Genomic DNA, 16359 nt, shown 5'->3' on the forward strand with positions numbered 1-16359 from the left:
ACGTAATGAGCTACAACCAGCCTGGTCCGTACGGCAGTCAGCAGCCGCAGGCACCGCAGCCCGGCTACGGCTACCCCCAACAGCCCCAAGCCCCGTACGGGCAGCAGCCCCAAGCCCCGTACGGGCAGCAGCCGCAGGGCCCGTACGGGCAGCAGCCGCAGGGCCCGTACGGGCATGTGCCCCCGCCCATGGCGCCGCCGAGCGGCGGCGGCAAGAAGGCCGGGCTCGTCATCGGTGCCGTTGTCGCGATCGCCGCGATAGGCGCCGGCGTGTGGTGGTTCACCGCGGGCAAGGACAGTGGTTCCGTCGCCGATGACGGCAAGACGTACAAGCTGACGGCGCCCGCGTCCGTGCTCGGCGGCGAGTACAAGAAGGACACGTCGGGCGGCAGCGGTGGCGGCATGTCCTCCAGCGACCTCAAGGAGCTGGAGCAGCAGGGCGTCAGCAACCCCAAGGACGTCTTCGCCGCGTACAACTACGGCGAGGGGCAGACGATGAAGTCCCTCAACTACTCCGGTGTGTACGGCGAGATCGACGACCCGGAGAAAGTCGTCGACGCCATGTTCGCCGAGATGAAGAAGAAGGCCACGGAGGAGCCCGGGAGCATCCAGCTCATCGGCGAACCCGAGGAGTTCACTCCGGACGGCTTCGAGAACGGCGTCATGAAGTGCCAGGAAGCCGAGTTCAAGATGGGCGACGTCGGCCCTGACGACGAGGGTGTCCCGAACAGCTTCAAGACGCCGATGTGCGTCTGGGGCGACCACAGCACGGTGGCGTCCACGGCCTACTCCGATGTCGCCGCGACCGCGAGCGGCACGGACATCAAGCTGGAGAACGTCGCAAGCCTGGTGACCAACCTCCGTGACGACGTGCGCGTCGAGGTCAAGTAGGCGGTAGAGGAACGGAGAAGGGGCGCCCGGCGATCGAATCGCCGGGCGCCCCTCTCACGTACGCCTGAACTACGCTGACTTCTGCTCGCCCGCGCCCGGGCCCCGCGCGTCGCGCGGCACCAGCGTCGGGTTCACGTTCGAGTGGACGACGTCCGCCGTGATGACCACACGGGCCACGTCCTTGCGGGACGGGACCTCGTACATCACCGACTGGAGGACCTCCTCCATGATGGCGCGCAGGCCACGCGCGCCGGTCTGGCGCAGGATCGCCTGGTCGGCGATGGCCTCAAGGGCCTCGCGCTCGAAGTCCAGCTCCACGCCGTCGAGTTCGAACAGGCGTTGGTACTGCTTCACGAGTGCGTTGCGCGGCTCCACCAGGATCTGGAGCAGGGCCTCGCGGTCCAGGTTGTGCACCGAGGTGATCACGGGGAGGCGGCCGATGAACTCCGGGATCATCCCGAACTTCACCAGGTCCTCCGGCATGATGTCCTCGAACCGGTCCTTCTCCTGCAGCTCGCGCTTGGAGTGGATCGTGGCGCCGAAGCCGATGCCCTTCGCGCCCGCCCGCGACTCGATGATCTTCTCGAGGCCGGCGAAGGCGCCGCCCACGATGAAGAGCACGTTCGTCGTGTCGATCTGGATGAACTCCTGGTGCGGGTGCTTGCGGCCGCCCTGCGGCGGGACGGAGGCCGTCGTGCCTTCCAGGATCTTCAGCAGGGCCTGCTGGACGCCTTCACCCGATACGTCGCGCGTGATCGAGGGGTTCTCGCTCTTGCGAGCCACCTTGTCGATCTCGTCGATGTAGATGATGCCCGTCTCGGCCTTCTTGACGTCGTAGTCAGCGGCCTGGATGAGCTTCAGGAGGATGTTCTCGACGTCCTCGCCGACATAGCCGGCCTCCGTGAGCGCCGTCGCGTCCGCGATGGCGAACGGGACGTTCAGCATGCGCGCGAGCGTCTGCGCGAGCAGCGTCTTGCCGGAGCCGGTCGGGCCGAGCAGCAGGATGTTGGACTTGGCGAGTTCGATCGCGTCGTCACGGCCCTGCGCGCCGCCGGTCTCCCCGGCCTGGACCCGCTTGTAGTGGTTGTAGACCGCTACCGAGAGGGCTTTCTTCGCGGGCTCCTGGCCCACGACATACCCCTCGAGGAATTCGTAGATCTCGCGAGGCTTGGGGAGTTCCTCCCAGCGCACCTCGCTCGTCTCCGCGAGCTCTTCCTCGATGATCTCGTTGCAGAGGTCGATGCACTCATCGCAGATGTACACACCGGGACCTGCGATGAGCTTCTTGACCTGCTTCTGACTCTTCCCGCAGAACGAGCACTTGAGCAGATCGCCGCCGTCACCGATGCGTGCCACGAGGTGCTTCCCCTTCGCCTGGGAGACGCCACGTTCAGCGACTCCTGGTGCCTCTGTCTGACGGTACCTTGCCCGGCCCCCCGTTCGGGCCCCCCTTGGCACGGTTCACTTTGACGTGGACCGTGCCAAGGAACGGCAGATGCTACAGCGCTGCGTCAGACGACCGAGGCGTTGTTCATCTTCCGAGTGGAGATGATCTGGTCGACAAGGCCGTACGCCAGCGCGTCCTCGGCAGTGAGGATCTTGTCGCGCTCGATGTCGTCGCGGATCTTCTCGATCGGCGTCGTGGAGTGCTTGGCCAGCATCTCCTCCAGCTGCGCGCGCATCCGGAGGATCTCGTTCGCGGCGATCTCCAGGTCGGAGACCTGACCGCGGCCCGTCTCGCTGTAGGGCTGGTGGATCAGGACGCGCGCGTTCGGGAGCGCCATGCGCTTGCCCGGCGTACCGGCCGCGAGGAGCACGGCGGCGGCGGACGCGGCCTGGCCCATGCAGACCGTCGACACGTCGGGCTTCACGAACTGCATCGTGTCGTAGATGGCCGTGAGCGCCGTGAAGGAGCCGCCGGGGCTGTTGATGTAGATCGAGATGTCACGGTCGGGGTCCATCGACTCCAGGCACAGGAGCTGCGCCATGACGTCGTTGGCCGACGCGTCGTCGATCTGCACGCCGAGGAAGATCACGCGCTCCTCGAAGAGCTTCGCGTACGGGTCGTACTCGCGCACGCCCTGCGAGGTGCGCTCGACGAAGCGCGGGATGACGTAGCGGGACTCGGCGCTCGGGCCGGTGTACTCGGCCTGGGCGCCCTCGTAGAGGCCGCTGCCGGGGAAGTTCTTCATCTCTGTAGGTCTCCTGAGGAGCGTGGGCTGGGGTCGGCTTCGGAAGGGCTGAGCGGCGAGGCTCAGGCTCCGGTACCGCCGCCGCCCGGCATGCTGGCCGCGTTGGGCATGATGTCGTCGATGAGGCCGTACTCCTTGGCCTCCAGCGGGTCGAACCAGCGGTCTCGGTCCGAGTCGCGGGTGACCTGCTCGACGGTCTGACCCGTGTGGAACGCGGTGAGGTCCGCCATCTTCTTCTTGGTGAGAAGGAGACGCTCGGCGTGGATCTTGATGTCCGACGCGGAGCCCGCGAGTCCTGCGGAGGGCTGGTGGATCAGGATCTCGGCGTTCGGCAGCGCGAAGCGCTTGCCGGGGGTGCCGGCGCTGAGCAGGAACTGGCCCATGGAGGCCGCCATGCCCATCGCGATCGTCACCACGTCGTTCTGGATGTACTGCATGGTGTCGTAGATCGCCATGCCGGCCGTGATGGATCCACCAGGGCTGTTGATGTAAAGGAAAATGTCCTTGTCCGGCTCAGCGGCAAGGAGCAGCAGCTGCGCCGTGATCTTGTTGGCGATGTCGTCGTCCACGGCCTGGCCGAGGAAGATGATCCGCTCGCCGAGCAGCCGGTTGTAGACCTGGTCGCCGAGGCCACCACCGATGGAGGGGTCGCCGGCGGCGGAGGGCATCAGATTCGTCACGTATCCACCTGCTCGTCTTACGACGGCGCCGGGCCGTCTCACGTCTTCTTCTGAGGCTTGGGACCCCGCGTGCTCGCCGCTCCGGGGCGGCTTCGGGGACTCCCCTGCCCTCGTATTCATGGACCCTAACGCTCAGCCCCGTCCGGGGAATCCCGCAAAGGGACCTGTTCGCTGTGAGCGCAGGTTCTGGCGGGGGCGCCTCGGGCAGTGCCGCCGGGGTGCCCCGGCAGGGGCGCGGGGAACTGCTCGGCCCGCCCCCGCGCGGTCGCAGGCGCGTCTGCCGCGGTACGTCCCACGGCGGGTGCGGCTTGTTCAGGGTTTGCTCGCTCCCCGCGCCCCTTACGGGGCACGACGAGGCCCCCGGGATTGACTCCCGGGGGCCTCGTCGTACGTGCGTCAGAGCGAAGCTCAGGCTTCGGTCTTCTCCTCGGCGGCTTCGGAAGCCTGCTCACCCTCGGCGGGAGCCTCTTCCTCGTCGTCGAGGTCCACGACCTCGCCGTTCGTGTCCTTGACCGTCGCGGCCTCCACGACGACCGCGAGGGCCTTGCCGCGGGCGACCTCGCCGACCAGCATCGGGACCTGGCCGCCTTCGACGACGGCCTGGGCGAACTGGTCGGGGGACATGCCGGAGGACTGCGCGCGACGCATGAGGTGCTCGGTGAGCTCCTCCTGGTTCACGTTCAGCTTCTCCTTGTTGACGAGCTCGTCAAGGACGAACTGCGTCTTGATGCCCTTCTCGGCCTGCTCCTTGGTCTCGGCGTCGAACTCTTCCTCGGTCTTGCCCTGGATCTCCAGGTACTTCGCGAGGTCGAGGCCCATCTGGCCGAGCTGGTGGTTGACCAGGTTGTGCTTGCGGGTCTCGATCTCGTCCGCGAGGAGCTTCTCGGGGACGGGGACCTCGACCAGCTCGAGCAGCTTCTCCAGGACGCGCTCCTGGGCCTGCGTCGCCTGGTCGTACTGCTTCATGTTCTCGAGGCGCTTGCGGCTGTCCGCCTTGACCTCGTCCAGGGTGTCGAACTCCGACGCGAGCTGCGCGAAGTCGTCGTCCAGGGCGGGCAGTTCACGGGCGGCGACCTGGGTGACCTTGACGGTCACCTCGGACTCCTTGCCGGCCGCCGAGCCGCCCTTGAGCTCGGAGGTGAAGGTGGCCTCGCCACCGGCCTCCAGGCCCTTGACGGCGTCGTCGATACCTTCGAGGAGCTCGCCGGAGCCGATCGTGTAGGAGACGCCGGACGCGACGCCGTCCTCCAGGACCTCTCCCTCGACCTTGGCCTCCAGGTCGAGCGTCACGACGTCGCCTTCCTCGGCGGCACGCTCGACCGGCGAGGTGGACGCGAAGCGCTCACGGAGCTCCTCGACGGCCTTCTCGACGTCCTCGTCGCTGACCTCGACCGCGTCGACCTCGACCTCGATGCCGGAGTAGTCCGGGATCTCGATCGCGGGACGGATGTCGACCTCAGCGGTGAAGTTGAGGGTCTCGTTGTCCTTCAGCTCGGTGATGTCCACCTCGGGCTGGCCCAGGACGTTGAGCTCGGCCTCGTTCACGGCCTCGGTGTAGAACTTCGGGAGCGCGTCGTTGACGGCCTCTTCGAGGACGGCGCCGCGGCCGAACCGCTGGTCGATGACTCGGGCCGGGATCTTGCCCTTGCGGAAGCCCTTCACCGTGACCTGCTGGTTGATCTTCTTGTAGGCCGCGTCGAGGCTGTCCTTGAGCTCCTCGAAGGGCACCTCAACAGTGAGCCGAACCCGGGTCGGGTTCAGGGTCTCCACGGCGCTCTTCACGGTTCGGTCTCCTTGGGGCTGACTTCTTGGGATTGAGCCCGGCTCAGAGACACACGGGCACACAGCTTGCATAGTAACGGCAAGCGGGAGCCGACCCACAATGCGATCTTGTGAGGGAGACCTGCTGGTCGGGGTGGCGGGATTTGAACCCACGGCCTTCCGCTCCCAAAGCGGACGCGCTACCAAGCTGCGCCACACCCCGTCGGTGCGACACGTAGGGTACATGCCCGCAGGCAGTGCGGCGCCCGCTTAATCGCGAGTACGTACGGGGTGTGCGGACTGGGCGTCCGACCCGCTACGATGCTTGCCGTGCCGCGGTCGCTGACCAGCAGAGTCCTCGATGTACTGTGGCGCGAGCTGTGCGGGTGTAGCTCAATGGTAGAGCACTAGTCTTCCAAACTAGCTACGCGGGTTCGATTCCCGTCACCCGCTCTGTGGCCTCCGGCCCGGTTCCTCGGAACCGGGCCGGAGGCTTTTCTGCGTCCCCGCCGACTCGCGCCGACCCGCGCCGCCCCGCGCCGATCAGAAGCTGATCGAGTTGATGGTCTCGGCCACCTCATTGAGGAAGCGATTTATGGAGGGGGCCATTCCAGTTGAGGCGAGGAAGAACCCGAAGAGCACCGCGACGATGGCGGGCCCCGCTTTGATCGATCCCCCACGGATCAGCACGATGAGGATGATCGCCAACAGCAACACCACTGACAGCGAAATGGCCACACTGATCACACCCTAGGTCGGTCTCTCCCCGGCCCGGGGGGTACGACCCCGCACACCCCCGCCAGGACCATCGTGCCACCAACGCGCCGTCCCTATGCGGCCGGTGACACATCGTCGGCCAAGCCATCACGCGCCCGGCGCGGGCTCGGCGCGCGAGGGCGCCCTTGGGGCGTATGAACACCGCGCCCCCGCACGGCAATTCGAAGGTCGCGCGTGACCGCTAATTCGGCTTGATCGTTTCCATCGCCACACAACTCGTTCGCCAGAAATTCGAATTGTCGCCGGACGCACACCACCGGCTTCACAAAGACCCAATCAATCGGACATTTCACCAGAGTCGCCTGCGGGCGGTATGCAACGTTTAAGGGGGATGAGTTGTGACGTATTGGACATTCAGCTCGTCATATCGAGGGTGACAGGAGGCGAATCTCCATGTCGGCTCCGATGATTTCCGGGGTACTCGGACCGCAATAGCCCTGATCCGTCTGTGATTGAGATGACAGCCGAGTTGGGGGTTTTACGAATACACAGGAGCGACGCTAGGGTGCCTCAGATGTTCCACGCTGCCACCATCCCCGCAAGCGCAGTGCGGTCCAGGATCGTCTCACCGAGCTCTTGGTGGGAGGGCCTGTGACGAACTCGGTTCAACCGCACGGCCGCCACCGGGCGCCGCTCCCCCCGGCACATGTGCCCGCGGACGGAGTTCCAGGCCCCCGCGCCCCCCAGTCCACCATGGCCGCGACCGTTCCCCACGCCCCGGCCGGCACCACCGCTCGCCCCGGTTCCACGGGCCACTCCGGTTCCACGGGCCACCCCGCTTCCCCGGGCAGACCCTCCCCAACGGGTCAACCCGCCAAACAGCGCGACTCCTTCTTCGACAACGCCAAGTACCTGGCGATCGTTCTGGTCGCGATGGCGCACGCCTGGGAGCCACTGACCGACGGCAGCCGCGCCGCAGAGGCGCTGTACATGACCGTCTACACCTTCCACATGCCGGCGTTCATCCTCATCTCCGGCTACTTCTCGCGCAGCTTCGACATGCGGTCCGACCGCCTCAAGCGCCTGGTGACCGGCATCGCCGTCCCGTACGTCATCTTCGAAGTCGCCTACACCTTCTTCAAGCGCTACGCGGACAACGATCCGACGCAGCCGATCAGTCTGCTCGACCCCTGGTACCTCACCTGGTTCCTGGTCGCGCTGTTCGTCTGGCGTCTGACGACCCCGCTGTGGAAGCTGGTCCGCTGGCCGATTCCGCTCGCGCTCGCCATCGCCGTGCTCGCGACGATCTCGCCGGACATCGGTGACGACCTCGATCTGCAACGCGTGCTGCAGTTCCTGCCCTTCTTCGTGCTCGGCCTCTTCATGAAGCCCGAGTACTTCCAGCTGGTGCGGCGCCGCGAGGTGCGGCTGCTCTCCATCCCGATCTTCGCGAGCGCGCTGCTCCTCGCGTACTGGGCCGGTCCGCGGATGACGTCGGCCTGGTTCTACCGCCGGGACAGCGCGCAGGAGTTGGGTGCGCCGTGGTGGGCGGGCGTCGTGATGACGCTGGCGCTGTTCGGCTGCTCCGCCATCCTGACCGCGTGCTTCTTCGCGTGGGTTCCGCGCCGGAAGATGTGGTTCACGGTGCTCGGCGCGGGCACGCTGTACGGCTATCTGCTGCACGGCTTCCTCGCCAAGGGCTCGCGCTTCTGGGGCTGGTTCGACAACTACGACTGGATGCACACGCCTGTCGGACAGGTGATCGTGTCGTTGGTGGCCGCGGCAGTGGTGACGCTCCTCTGTACGCCTCCGGTGCAGCGGATGTTCCGCTTCGCCATGGAGCCGAAGATGGAGTGGGCGTTCAAGCGGGATGCCGCGGCGTTGGCTCGGGAGCGGTCCAAGGCTTCTGTCTAGCCCTGCGACTGGATGCCCAGTAGGGCACGCATGTTGGCGTACTTCGCTGTGAGGCGGGTGCGTGTCGGCCCGTCTAGCTCTGCTAGGCGGGCCGGATTCGCGTTGTGGGCCAGGTCCGCCTCCTTGACGAGGCGGGCGCCGGGGGTGTTGAGGATGCGGGTGGCGTAGGCCTCGGGGGGTTCGCCCGCCCTCTTGGTGAGGGCTCGCACGATGTCCTTCGTACGTTGCGTCAGGGGCGCGTCCCGCAGCCACTCCTCGGTGAGGGCGTTGTCCTCGGTGGCGTCGTGGAGCCAGGCCGCGGCGATCTGTTCCTGGGAGCCGCCTCGGGCCTCGACTCCCTCTGCCACGGCTCGCAGGTGCTCTGTGTAGGGGCGGCCCGCTTTGTCCTTCTGGGTGGCGTGGGCCTCGCGGGCGATTGCTTCTACCTCGGGGAGGGTGAGGAGGGGGCTGGGGTTCATGGGGAGATCTTCCCCAACCCCGCCCCTTCCCGAAAACCCGCTGGCGCGGGGGCCTTGAGTACCGTCATCACCGGCTCCGCCGAGTTCGTCCTCAAACGCCGGACGGGCTGGAATCCCTCGATCGCCGGAGGGGCTGAATCTTTCAGCCCCTCCGGCGTTAGAGGAGGGCCCTCGCGCCGAGCGAGTTTTCGGGAAGGGGCGGGGTTGGGGACAGTCAGCCTTTCGCTTTCAGCGCCGCCCTCGCCGGTAGCGCAGTGGCTGCCAGGCCCAGGGCCAGCGTCGCCGCCACGAAGGAGCCGTAGACCAGCGGTGGGATGTGCGGGGACTCGCCCGTCAGGCCGTTCATCATGGGGATCAGCGTCGCCATCGCGATGGCCGAGCCGATCGCGATGCCCGCGCAGGCGACCAGGAGCGCCTCCCAGCGCACCATCCGCATCACCTGGCGCCGGGTGGAGCCGATCAGGCGCAGTGTGCCGAGTTCGCGGCGGCGGTCGAGGACCGTCATCACCAGGGTGTTGACCGCGGCGATGGCCGCGAACCCACCCAGTACGGCCGCCATCACCGTGTTCGCCCAGGCGTTGACCGCCCGGTCCGTGGACTGCGCGGTGGCGTAGCCGTCGCGGTCCTGGAGAGTGCCGAGGGCGGTGAGGGCTCGCGGCGCCCTGCCCTTCGTCCAGATCTCCGAGGAGAAGGACGAGGTGATGTGCTGCTTCAAGTCCGAGGAGGTGAGCGTGACTTGGGAGAGGCCCAGGCCACGGTCGTACGTGGCCACCACCCTCGGTGCCGCCTTCGTGCCGTCCGGCATGCGCAGGGCGATGCGCTCGCCCGTCTTCACGTTCGCGGAGTCCGCGAGCTTCGCGTCCACGGCGATCTCGCCCTTGCCGAGCGAGGCCATCGTGCCCGTCCTGACGCCCAGGTCCTGGACCTCGGCCAGGTCACGTGGCGAACCCGTCACGCCCTGCGTCGACGCCGACTCCAGCCAGCGGTCTCCGCCCGAGCCCACCGGCACCAGGACGGAGGTCTTGAGGAGGCCCACGGCCGAGGTGACTCCCGGGGACTGCGCGGCCTTCGTCACCCCGTCGGACGTCACTCCCGCTCCGGCCGCGGTGACGATGTGGTCCGCCGTGATGCCCTCCCGCTGCTGGTCGGCCGCCACGCGGTCCTCGCTGGTGTGCATGAAGACGAGGGTCGATGAGAATGCCATCGCGAGGACGATCGGGGTGATCGCCGATGCCAGACGGCGCGCGTTCGTACGGGTGTTGGCCGCCGCGAGCGAGGCGGAGGCGCCCGCGCCGCGCAGCGGGAGGCCGAACAGGGCCGCGCAGGCGCGGGCGACCAGCGGGCCGAGCAGGGCCACGGCGAGCATGAACAGCATGACGATGCCGAGGGCCGCGTTGGCCGCGTCGTCACCCGTCATGGATGAGGCGATCCCGGCGAGGACGCAGCCGCCGACGGCCGCCGCGATCCCCAGCGGCGTACGGATCCAGCCGAAGCGCAGGCGTTCCACGGAGGATTCGCTCAGGGCCTGGCCCGGCCTGATGCGGGAGGGGCGGCGGGCCGCCAGGTAGCCGGAGACCAGGGCCGTGAGCACGGCGACGCCGACGGCCGAGACGAGCGGGATGAACGAGACCGAGAGGTTCAGGGCCTCGGGGATCGCTCCCCTGTCCTTCAGCTGGCCGAACCACCAGCGGGCCAGGGCGATGCCGGGCAGCACACCGACCCCTCCTGCCAGGGGCGCGACGAGCAGGGCCTCCGTGGCGATGGTGCGGCGGATCTGGCGGGGCGTCGTACCGATGGCCCGCAACAGCGCGTACTCACGGGCTCGTTGGCCGACGGAGAGCGCCACCGTGCCGGCCGCGGTGAACATGGCGACCATGGTGGCGACGCCGCCGAAGGACCCGCCGAGACCGGTGAGCATCTCCTGCGCGTAGGCGAGCTCGGAGCCCTCGGCCTCGCTGCGGTCGTCGCCGGTGTGGACGTCGGCCCTGCTGCCGACGGCGTGCGCCACCTGGGACTTGAGGACGGTGTCCGTGACGCCGTCCTTGGGCAGGACGGCTACGGCGTCGATGCGGTCGGGGTGACCGGAGAGCCGCATGGCCTCGGAGTCGGTGAACCAGGCGCTGGGCGTGCCACGCCCGGCATCCACGGTGCCGGAGATCCGGAAGTCGCGCGGTCCGTCCGCCGTGGTGAGCGTGGTGTGCTCACCGACGGACGTGCCGGGCGCGGCGATGACGACCTCGCCGGGGTGGGGGGCGCGGCCCGCGGTCAGCTTCTCGCCGGTGAAGGCGGTGGAGCCCCAGCCGTGCGCGGTGACTTCCTTGCCGCCGGACTGCACCGGGAAGGCGACGTCCGGGACCGCGGCGCGCGCTCCGGGCACCGAACCCGCCTTCGCCACCAGCGAGTTGTCGATCCGGGCCCGGTCGGGCAGCGGCGTGGCGGACTCGGAGCGGCTTTCACCGCTGCCCGTGACGAAGTGGGCCCGCTGGTCGGCGGCCACCACCACGGGGGCGCTCGCGTACCGGGTGGGCGGCACCGATGCGCGCACCCCCGTCTCCAGGAGGACGCCGCAGGCGGACACGATCAGCGCGGCCATCATCAGCGCGACGAACGTGCCCACGAATGCGGCGGGTTTGAAGCGGACGGCGGCGCGGGCGAGGCCGTTGGGCATGGGATTCTCCGGAGTCGTGAAAGGGCGGGAATGCGGGGCTATGCCGCCGCTGTCGCGTACGCCGGTGCCGTGAGCGTCGTCATGCGGGCCGCGATCTGCGCCGCCGAGCCCCGCTCAAGGCGGTCCACGATCACGCCGTCGGCGAGGAAGAGCACCCGGTCCGCGTAGGCCGCGGCGGCGGGATCGTGGGTGACCATGACGACCGTGGCGCCCATCGCGTCGACGGCCGAGCGGAGCAGGGTGAGGATCTCGGCGGCCGTGGTGGTGTCCAGGGCGCCGGTCGGCTCGTCGGCGAAGATCACGTCTGGGTTCGTGACCAGGGCGCGGGCGATCGCGACGCGCTGCTGCTGGCCGCCGGAGAGCTCGCCGGGGCGGCGCTTGTGCTTGTCGGGGCCAAGGCCCACGCGGTGGAGCAGGTCGGCGGCCCTGCGGCGGTCAGGGCGGTGGCCCGCGAGGCGCATCGGCAGGACGACGTTCTGCTCGACGGTCAGCGAGGGCAGCAGGTTGAAGGCCTGGAAGACGAAGCCGAGGCGGGTGCGGCGCAGCGCGGTCAGCTTGTTCTCGCTCATGGACGTGATCTCCGTGCCGCCCAGGCGCACCGTGCCCTCGCTGGGCCGGTCGAGTCCGGCCGCGCACTGCAGGAAGGTGGACTTGCCGGAGCCCGATGGCCCCATGACGGCGGTGAAGCTGCCGCGTTCCAGGGCGAGGTCGATGCCGCTGAGGGCGTGCACGGCGCCGGATCCCCTGCCGTACTTGCGGCGCACGCCGTGCAGTTCGACGGCCCAGTCGGCGCCGCGGGGGGCCTCGCCGGGCATCGAGGGCATCGGGGGCATCGGGGGTACCGCTGAACTGCCCTCGTCGGTTTGCCTGTTGCGCCGCAGCCCCATGACTTCGTCCACCTTCCGTCCGTACGTCCTGATCGATCTGATCGATCTGATCGATACCTCGAACGTACGGATTGCGGGTGCTGTGGGCCATGAGGGTCCCCGGCGGACCCGGGGTGGGGAGAACCCCACCTCCGGTCACCAAAGGTTGCTCCGTCAATCGTTTGGTAAGCTAACTATTGACGCGTTCTTGACGCGCCCTTTGCCATTCGCATGCGGTGGGTGCGTCGCCGACTACCAGGAGGAACGGGCCCATCGGACACGCAGACACCCTGATAGCCATGGGCGGCGCCTTTCTCGCCGCCGCGGTGCTCGCCCGCGTGGGCGGCCGCATCGGACTCCCCACCATTCCGCTCTTCATCCTGGCCGGGATCCTCCTCGGCCCGCACACGCCCGGCGTGGTCCTGCTCTCCGACCCGCACGACCTGGAGATGCTCTCGGCGCTCGGCCTGGTACTGCTGCTCTTCTACCTGGGCCTCGAGTTCCACATGGACGACCTCAAGACGGGCGGCCGCAAGATGGCCCTCGCCGGGGGGACGTATCTCGCGCTGAACGTCGGCGCGGGCCTCGGCTTCGGATTCGCCCTCGGCTGGGGCACCTCCGAGGCTCTGGTCCTCGCCGGGGTGCTCGGCATCTCGTCGTCGGCGATCGTCACCAAGGTGCTCGTCGACACCGGCAGGCTCGGCAATCCGGAGACCAAGCCGATCCTCGGCATCATCGTCGTCGAGGACATCTTCCTCGCGCTCTATCTGGCGGCGCTGCAGCCGGTCCTCTCCGGCGCCGACAGCCTCGCGGCGGCCGTCATGGACGGCGGCAAGGCGTTCGGCTTCCTGCTGCTGCTCGCTCTCGTGGCCCGCTTCGGCACGAAGGTCGTCGGGCGGCTCATGGACACCCGTGACGACGAGCTGCTCGTCATCTCCTTCCTCGGGGCCGCGGTCTTCGTCGCCGGAGTCTCGGAGTGGTTCGGGGTCGCGGACGCGATCGGCGCGTTCATGGTGGGTCTGATGCTGGGCAGCACGACGTCCGGCGAGCGCATCCGCAAGCTGGTGCATCCGCTGCGGGACGCCTTCGGGGCGATCTTCTTCTTCGCGTTCGGACTCTCGATCGACCCCGGCGACCTGCCCGTGGTGCTCTGGCCGGTGCTCGCCGCCGTGGCGCTGACGCTGCTCATGAACGTCCTCGCCGGACTCGGCGCGGCGCGTATCTACGGATTCGGGGCCGGGCCGGCGGCGAACATCTCCACCACCCTGCTCGCGCGCGGCGAGTTCGCCCTGATCCTGGCGACCATGGCGGCCACCGCGGGCCTCGACGAGCGGCTCTCCCCCTTCATCGCGGGGTACGTGCTGCTGCTCGCGGTACTCGGACCACTGGCGGCGGGACGCTCCCAGTGGCTGGCCCGGATCCTGCCGGGCGGGCGGGGCGCCGCAGCGGACCCGGAGCCCGAGTTGTCAGGCGCTCGCTGACGGCTCCCGGCAGATCAGCAGCAGCGCCCGGTCGTCGTTCACGTCCTTGGCGACCGCCTCGATCAGATGCCACGCGGCGCCGTGGAAGCCGCCCGCCACATAGCGGTCGGCTTCCCCGGTGAGGCGGTCGATGCCCTCGCTGATGTCCCGGTCGGAGGTCTCGACAAGGCCGTCCGTGAAGAGCATCAGGACGTCGCCGGGGCGCAGGGAGCCCTTCACCGGGTCGAACTGCGCCCCGTCGTAGACCCCCAGGAGCGGGCCCTCCGCGGCCTTCTCCTCCCAGCGGCCGCTGCCCGCGCTGAGCTGGAGACCCGGCGGGTGGCCCGCCGTGAAGAGTTCGTAGTCGCCGCTCTCCAGGTCGAGGACCAGATGGATGGAGGTCGCGAAGCCCTCGTCCCAGTCCTGGCGCAGGAGGTAGCCGTTGGCGGCGGTCAGGAACGCGTGCGGCGGGAGCGAGCCGAGCAGACCACCGAAGGCGCCCGACAGGAGCAGCGCGCGGGAGCCCGCGTCCATGCCCTTGCCGGAGACGTCCGTGAGGACGACCTCCAGGGTGCGGCCGCCGTTCGTGCGGGCCGCGACCACGAAGTCGCCGGAGAAGGACTGGCCGCCCGCGGGCCGCAGGGCCATCTCGCGGTGCCAGCCGCGGGGCAGCTTCGGCAGTTTGCTCTGTACGCGGATACGTTCACGCAGGTCGAACAGCATCGTTCCGCCGCCGCGCCAGGGCACGCCGACCCGGCTGCGGAACTGCGCGATGATCAGCCCGAAGAATCCGCAGGCCGCGACGACCAGGACCACTCCGGGCGTGACCCGGGATGGCCCTTGCGTGTACGGGCCGAGCTGGACGGACTCCACGATGAGCGCGGCGGCGGCCGTCGCGTACAGGCCGAGCAGGCTGGAGGGCCGCAGGAGCAGGCCGCCGGCCACGATGGGCAGGACCAGCGCGGCGGGCGAGAACCAGACGTTGTTGACGATGGTGAAAAAGGTGATCACCGGGATGGTGACGAGCAGCCCCGCGAGCGCGATCCAGTCCGAACCGTCGCCCCTGAAGTAGTCCACCCCGGATTTGCGCAGCCCTATGCGAGCCCGGTGGATCCGCTTCTTCATCCGGGCTGTGAACGTCTCGGCTTCCGCTCGCCTGCCTGCCATTGCTCCCGGACCCTATCCACCGTGCCAGGCACTTCGCACGGGAGGTGCCGGTTGTCCCCCGACAGGGGCATGCTGTCAGCCCGCGTAAATCCTGTCGCTCCGCCCGCTTCACCCTGGTAGGCATGGCATATGACGACGGAAATGCGGGAGTTGCGACAGGAAGACTGGGACGAGTACTACGGCACGCTGGAGCTCGCCTTCGGTGGCGTCGCCGAGGCGCAGGAGGAGCATGAGCTCTGGAACGCGCTGACCGAGTTCGACCGCTTCTTCGGCGCCTGGGAGGGCGGGACCTGCGTCGGCACGACGGGAGCGTTCAGCTTCCGCCTCTGCGTACCGGGCGGCTCCTTGGTGGACGCGGCCGGCGTGACGATGGTCAGCGTCGCGGCGACGCACCGGCGGCGCGGAATCCTGACGTCGATGATGCGGCGCCAGCTCGACGACGTACGCGCGAAGGGCGAGTTCCTGGCCGTGCTCACGGCCTCCGAACCCGTCATCTACGGCCGGTTCGGGTACGGCGCTGCGACGTTCGCCACGAAGGCCGAGATCGACACGTCACGCGTGAGCCTGTCGGTGCCGGCCGGTACGGATGACGTAGGGCTGCGCTACGCCAAGCCCGCCGACGTCCACGAGGCGTGCGAGGAGCTGTACGCGCGACGGGTGAGCGAGCGGCCGGGAATGCTGGCCAGGCAGCCCGGCTGGGAGCGGCTCGGCCTGCTGGACCCGGAGAGCGAGCGGCACGGTTCGTCGCCGCTGCAGTGCGTGGTCGCCGAGCGCGACGGGGAGCTCGCGGGGTACGCGCGCTTCCAGGTGAAGCCCGACTGGGACGGGGCGGGCCCCAAGGGCACGGTCCGGCTGCGCGACCTGGAGGCCGACGGCCCGGCGGTGTCCGCGGCGCTGTGGCGGTTCCTCTTCGGCATCGACCTGACGTCGACGGTCGAGGCGCACAGCCGCCCGACGGACGACGCATTGTTCCACCTCGTCTCGGACATGCGGCGCTGCCGGATCCAGGTGCGGGACTCGCTGCACGTACGCCTGGTGGAGGTGGCAGCCGCCCTCGAGGCGCGCACCTACCGAACGCCGGTGAACCTGGTCCTGGACGTCGAGGACGCCTTCTGCCCCTGGAACGCGGGCCGTTGGCGCCTCACGGGCGATCTGAAGGGCGCGACCTGCGAGCGCACCGACGACGACGCCGATCTCGCCCTGTCCGTACGGGACTTGGGCTCGGCCTACCTCGGCGGCGTGTCCCTGACGTCCCTCGCGGCCGCGGGCCGGGTGCGGGAACTACGGCCGGGCGCGCTGGCCGAAGCGGCACTGGCGTTCGGCTCGGACGTGGCGCCGTGGCTGCCGCACGGGTTCTAGCCGGGGGCTTCGGACGGCCCCGGCAGCGCCGCCTTGGCCTTGCGGGTGGCCAGATACAGGGCGATCAGCCAACCGATGACGGAGACGCCGAGGACGAGGTTGACGACCAGGACGAGCCAGCGGTTGTCGATACCCCGGTTGAAGGCGATGAGGGACGGCAGGAGGAAGAGCGCCAGGCTGAGCAGCGCGAACAGGGTGGCGGCAAGGAGGCCGATGCCGGCGAACAT

Annotated in this window: 14 protein-coding genes and 2 tRNA genes; 5 read left to right on the forward strand and 11 right to left on the reverse strand. The window is 68.9% G+C overall.

What is annotated here, in order from left to right; genetic code table 11:
- Positions 1-5: 5 nt before the first annotated feature.
- Positions 6-890: a hypothetical protein gene (locus ACZ5WE_RS04710; protein WP_467687518.1), complete on the forward strand. Its 885-nt coding sequence runs from the start codon at positions 6-8 to the stop codon at positions 888-890.
- Between the two features lie 69 nt (positions 891-959).
- On the opposite strand, the gene clpX is transcribed toward ACZ5WE_RS04710, so the two are convergent.
- From clpX to ACZ5WE_RS04735, 5 genes are all read right to left on the reverse strand, one after another.
- The gene (clpX, locus tag ACZ5WE_RS04715; protein ID WP_160505024.1) at positions 960-2246 is read right to left on the reverse strand and encodes an ATP-dependent Clp protease ATP-binding subunit ClpX; all 1287 of its coding nucleotides are present in this window, start codon (positions 2244-2246) and stop codon (positions 960-962) included.
- A gap of 155 nt (positions 2247-2401) precedes the next feature.
- Positions 2402-3082: an ATP-dependent Clp protease proteolytic subunit gene (locus ACZ5WE_RS04720; RefSeq protein ID WP_467687516.1), complete on the reverse strand. Its 681-nt coding sequence runs from the start codon at positions 3080-3082 to the stop codon at positions 2402-2404.
- Between the two features lie 62 nt (positions 3083-3144).
- Positions 3145-3750 carry an ATP-dependent Clp protease proteolytic subunit gene (locus ACZ5WE_RS04725; RefSeq protein WP_249593023.1) on the reverse strand — a complete coding sequence of 202 codons (606 nt, stop codon included), beginning with the start codon at positions 3748-3750 and terminating at the stop codon, positions 3145-3147.
- Positions 3751-4170: 420 nt separating this feature from the next.
- On the reverse strand, positions 4171-5544 hold the full coding sequence (gene tig, locus ACZ5WE_RS04730) for a trigger factor (RefSeq protein ID WP_467687514.1): 1374 nt from the start codon (positions 5542-5544) through the stop codon (positions 4171-4173).
- Positions 5545-5669: 125 nt separating this feature from the next.
- Positions 5670-5746: transfer RNA gene (locus ACZ5WE_RS04735), tRNA-Pro, on the reverse strand.
- Positions 5747-5905: 159 nt separating this feature from the next.
- Here ACZ5WE_RS04735 and ACZ5WE_RS04740 point away from each other — a divergent pair.
- Positions 5906-5976: transfer RNA gene (locus ACZ5WE_RS04740), tRNA-Gly, on the forward strand.
- Between the two features lie 90 nt (positions 5977-6066).
- Here the strand turns inward: ACZ5WE_RS04740 and ACZ5WE_RS04745 are convergent.
- Positions 6067-6261 (reverse strand): hypothetical protein, encoded by a 195-nt coding sequence (locus ACZ5WE_RS04745; protein WP_160505028.1) that lies wholly within the window; start codon positions 6259-6261, stop codon positions 6067-6069.
- A 630-nt stretch (positions 6262-6891) separates the two neighbouring features.
- Between ACZ5WE_RS04745 and ACZ5WE_RS04750 the strand changes: the two genes are divergently transcribed.
- Positions 6892-8154, forward strand: a complete 1263-nt coding sequence (locus tag ACZ5WE_RS04750; RefSeq protein WP_467687512.1) for an acyltransferase family protein — start codon at positions 6892-6894, stop codon at positions 8152-8154.
- Here ACZ5WE_RS04750 and ACZ5WE_RS04755 read toward each other — a convergent pair.
- The 3 genes from ACZ5WE_RS04755 to ACZ5WE_RS04765 all read right to left on the reverse strand — a co-directional run bounded on the left by ACZ5WE_RS04755 (position 8151) and on the right by ACZ5WE_RS04765 (position 12113).
- The gene (locus tag ACZ5WE_RS04755) at positions 8151-8612 is read right to left on the reverse strand and encodes an HD domain-containing protein (RefSeq protein ID WP_467687510.1); all 462 of its coding nucleotides are present in this window, start codon (positions 8610-8612) and stop codon (positions 8151-8153) included. The genes ACZ5WE_RS04750 and ACZ5WE_RS04755 overlap by 4 nt on opposite strands.
- 214 nt (positions 8613-8826) lie before the next feature.
- Positions 8827-11280: an ABC transporter permease gene (locus ACZ5WE_RS04760; protein ID WP_467687508.1), complete on the reverse strand. Its 2454-nt coding sequence runs from the start codon at positions 11278-11280 to the stop codon at positions 8827-8829.
- A 38-nt stretch (positions 11281-11318) separates the two neighbouring features.
- Positions 11319-12113 carry an ABC transporter ATP-binding protein gene (locus tag ACZ5WE_RS04765; RefSeq protein ID WP_467687886.1) on the reverse strand — a complete coding sequence of 265 codons (795 nt, stop codon included), beginning with the start codon at positions 12111-12113 and terminating at the stop codon, positions 11319-11321.
- A gap of 332 nt (positions 12114-12445) precedes the next feature.
- Here ACZ5WE_RS04765 and ACZ5WE_RS04770 point away from each other — a divergent pair, with 332 nt between their 5' ends.
- The gene (locus ACZ5WE_RS04770) at positions 12446-13627 is read left to right on the forward strand and encodes a cation:proton antiporter (RefSeq protein ID WP_467687506.1); all 1182 of its coding nucleotides are present in this window, start codon (positions 12446-12448) and stop codon (positions 13625-13627) included.
- Here the strand turns inward: ACZ5WE_RS04770 and ACZ5WE_RS04775 are convergent.
- Positions 13613-14773, reverse strand: a complete 1161-nt coding sequence (locus ACZ5WE_RS04775) for a PP2C family protein-serine/threonine phosphatase (protein WP_467687504.1) — start codon at positions 14771-14773, stop codon at positions 13613-13615. The two genes, ACZ5WE_RS04770 and ACZ5WE_RS04775, sit on opposite strands and share 15 nt — an antisense overlap.
- A 129-nt stretch (positions 14774-14902) precedes the next feature.
- Between ACZ5WE_RS04775 and ACZ5WE_RS04780 the strand changes: the two genes are divergently transcribed.
- Positions 14903-16132, forward strand: a complete 1230-nt coding sequence (locus ACZ5WE_RS04780; protein ID WP_467687502.1) for a GNAT family N-acetyltransferase — start codon at positions 14903-14905, stop codon at positions 16130-16132.
- On the opposite strand, the gene ACZ5WE_RS04785 is transcribed toward ACZ5WE_RS04780, so the two are convergent.
- Complete coding sequence (locus tag ACZ5WE_RS04785) at positions 16129-16359, reverse strand: superinfection immunity protein (protein ID WP_467687500.1); 231 nt, start codon at positions 16357-16359, stop codon at positions 16129-16131. The two genes, ACZ5WE_RS04780 and ACZ5WE_RS04785, sit on opposite strands and share 4 nt — an antisense overlap.

The sequence above is a fragment of the Streptomyces sp. NPDC033180 genome (genome assembly GCF_055577645.1).

Coding starts and splice junctions, on each gene's coding strand:
- ACZ5WE_RS04710 (WP_467687518.1), top strand. CDS start 6: ATGAGCTACAACCAGCCTGGTCCGTACGGCAGTCAGCAGCCGCAGGCA.
- ACZ5WE_RS04720 (WP_467687516.1), bottom strand. CDS start 3,082: ATGAAGAACTTCCCCGGCAGCGGCCTCTACGAGGGCGCCCAGGCCGAG.
- ACZ5WE_RS04725 (WP_249593023.1), bottom strand. CDS start 3,750: ATGCCCTCCGCCGCCGGCGACCCCTCCATCGGTGGTGGCCTCGGCGAC.
- ACZ5WE_RS04755 (WP_467687510.1), bottom strand. CDS start 8,612: ATGAACCCCAGCCCCCTCCTCACCCTCCCCGAGGTAGAAGCAATCGCC.
- ACZ5WE_RS04760 (WP_467687508.1), bottom strand. CDS start 11,280: ATGCCCAACGGCCTCGCCCGCGCCGCCGTCCGCTTCAAACCCGCCGCA.
- ACZ5WE_RS04765 (WP_467687886.1), bottom strand. CDS start 12,113: ATGCCCCCGATGCCCTCGATGCCCGGCGAGGCCCCCCGCGGCGCCGAC.
- ACZ5WE_RS04770 (WP_467687506.1), top strand. CDS start 12,446: ATGGGCGGCGCCTTTCTCGCCGCCGCGGTGCTCGCCCGCGTGGGCGGC.
- ACZ5WE_RS04775 (WP_467687504.1), bottom strand. CDS start 14,773: ATGGCAGGCAGGCGAGCGGAAGCCGAGACGTTCACAGCCCGGATGAAG.
- ACZ5WE_RS04780 (WP_467687502.1), top strand. CDS start 14,903: ATGACGACGGAAATGCGGGAGTTGCGACAGGAAGACTGGGACGAGTAC.
- ACZ5WE_RS04785 (WP_467687500.1), bottom strand. CDS start 16,359: ATGTTCGCCGGCATCGGCCTCCTTGCCGCCACCCTGTTCGCGCTGCTC.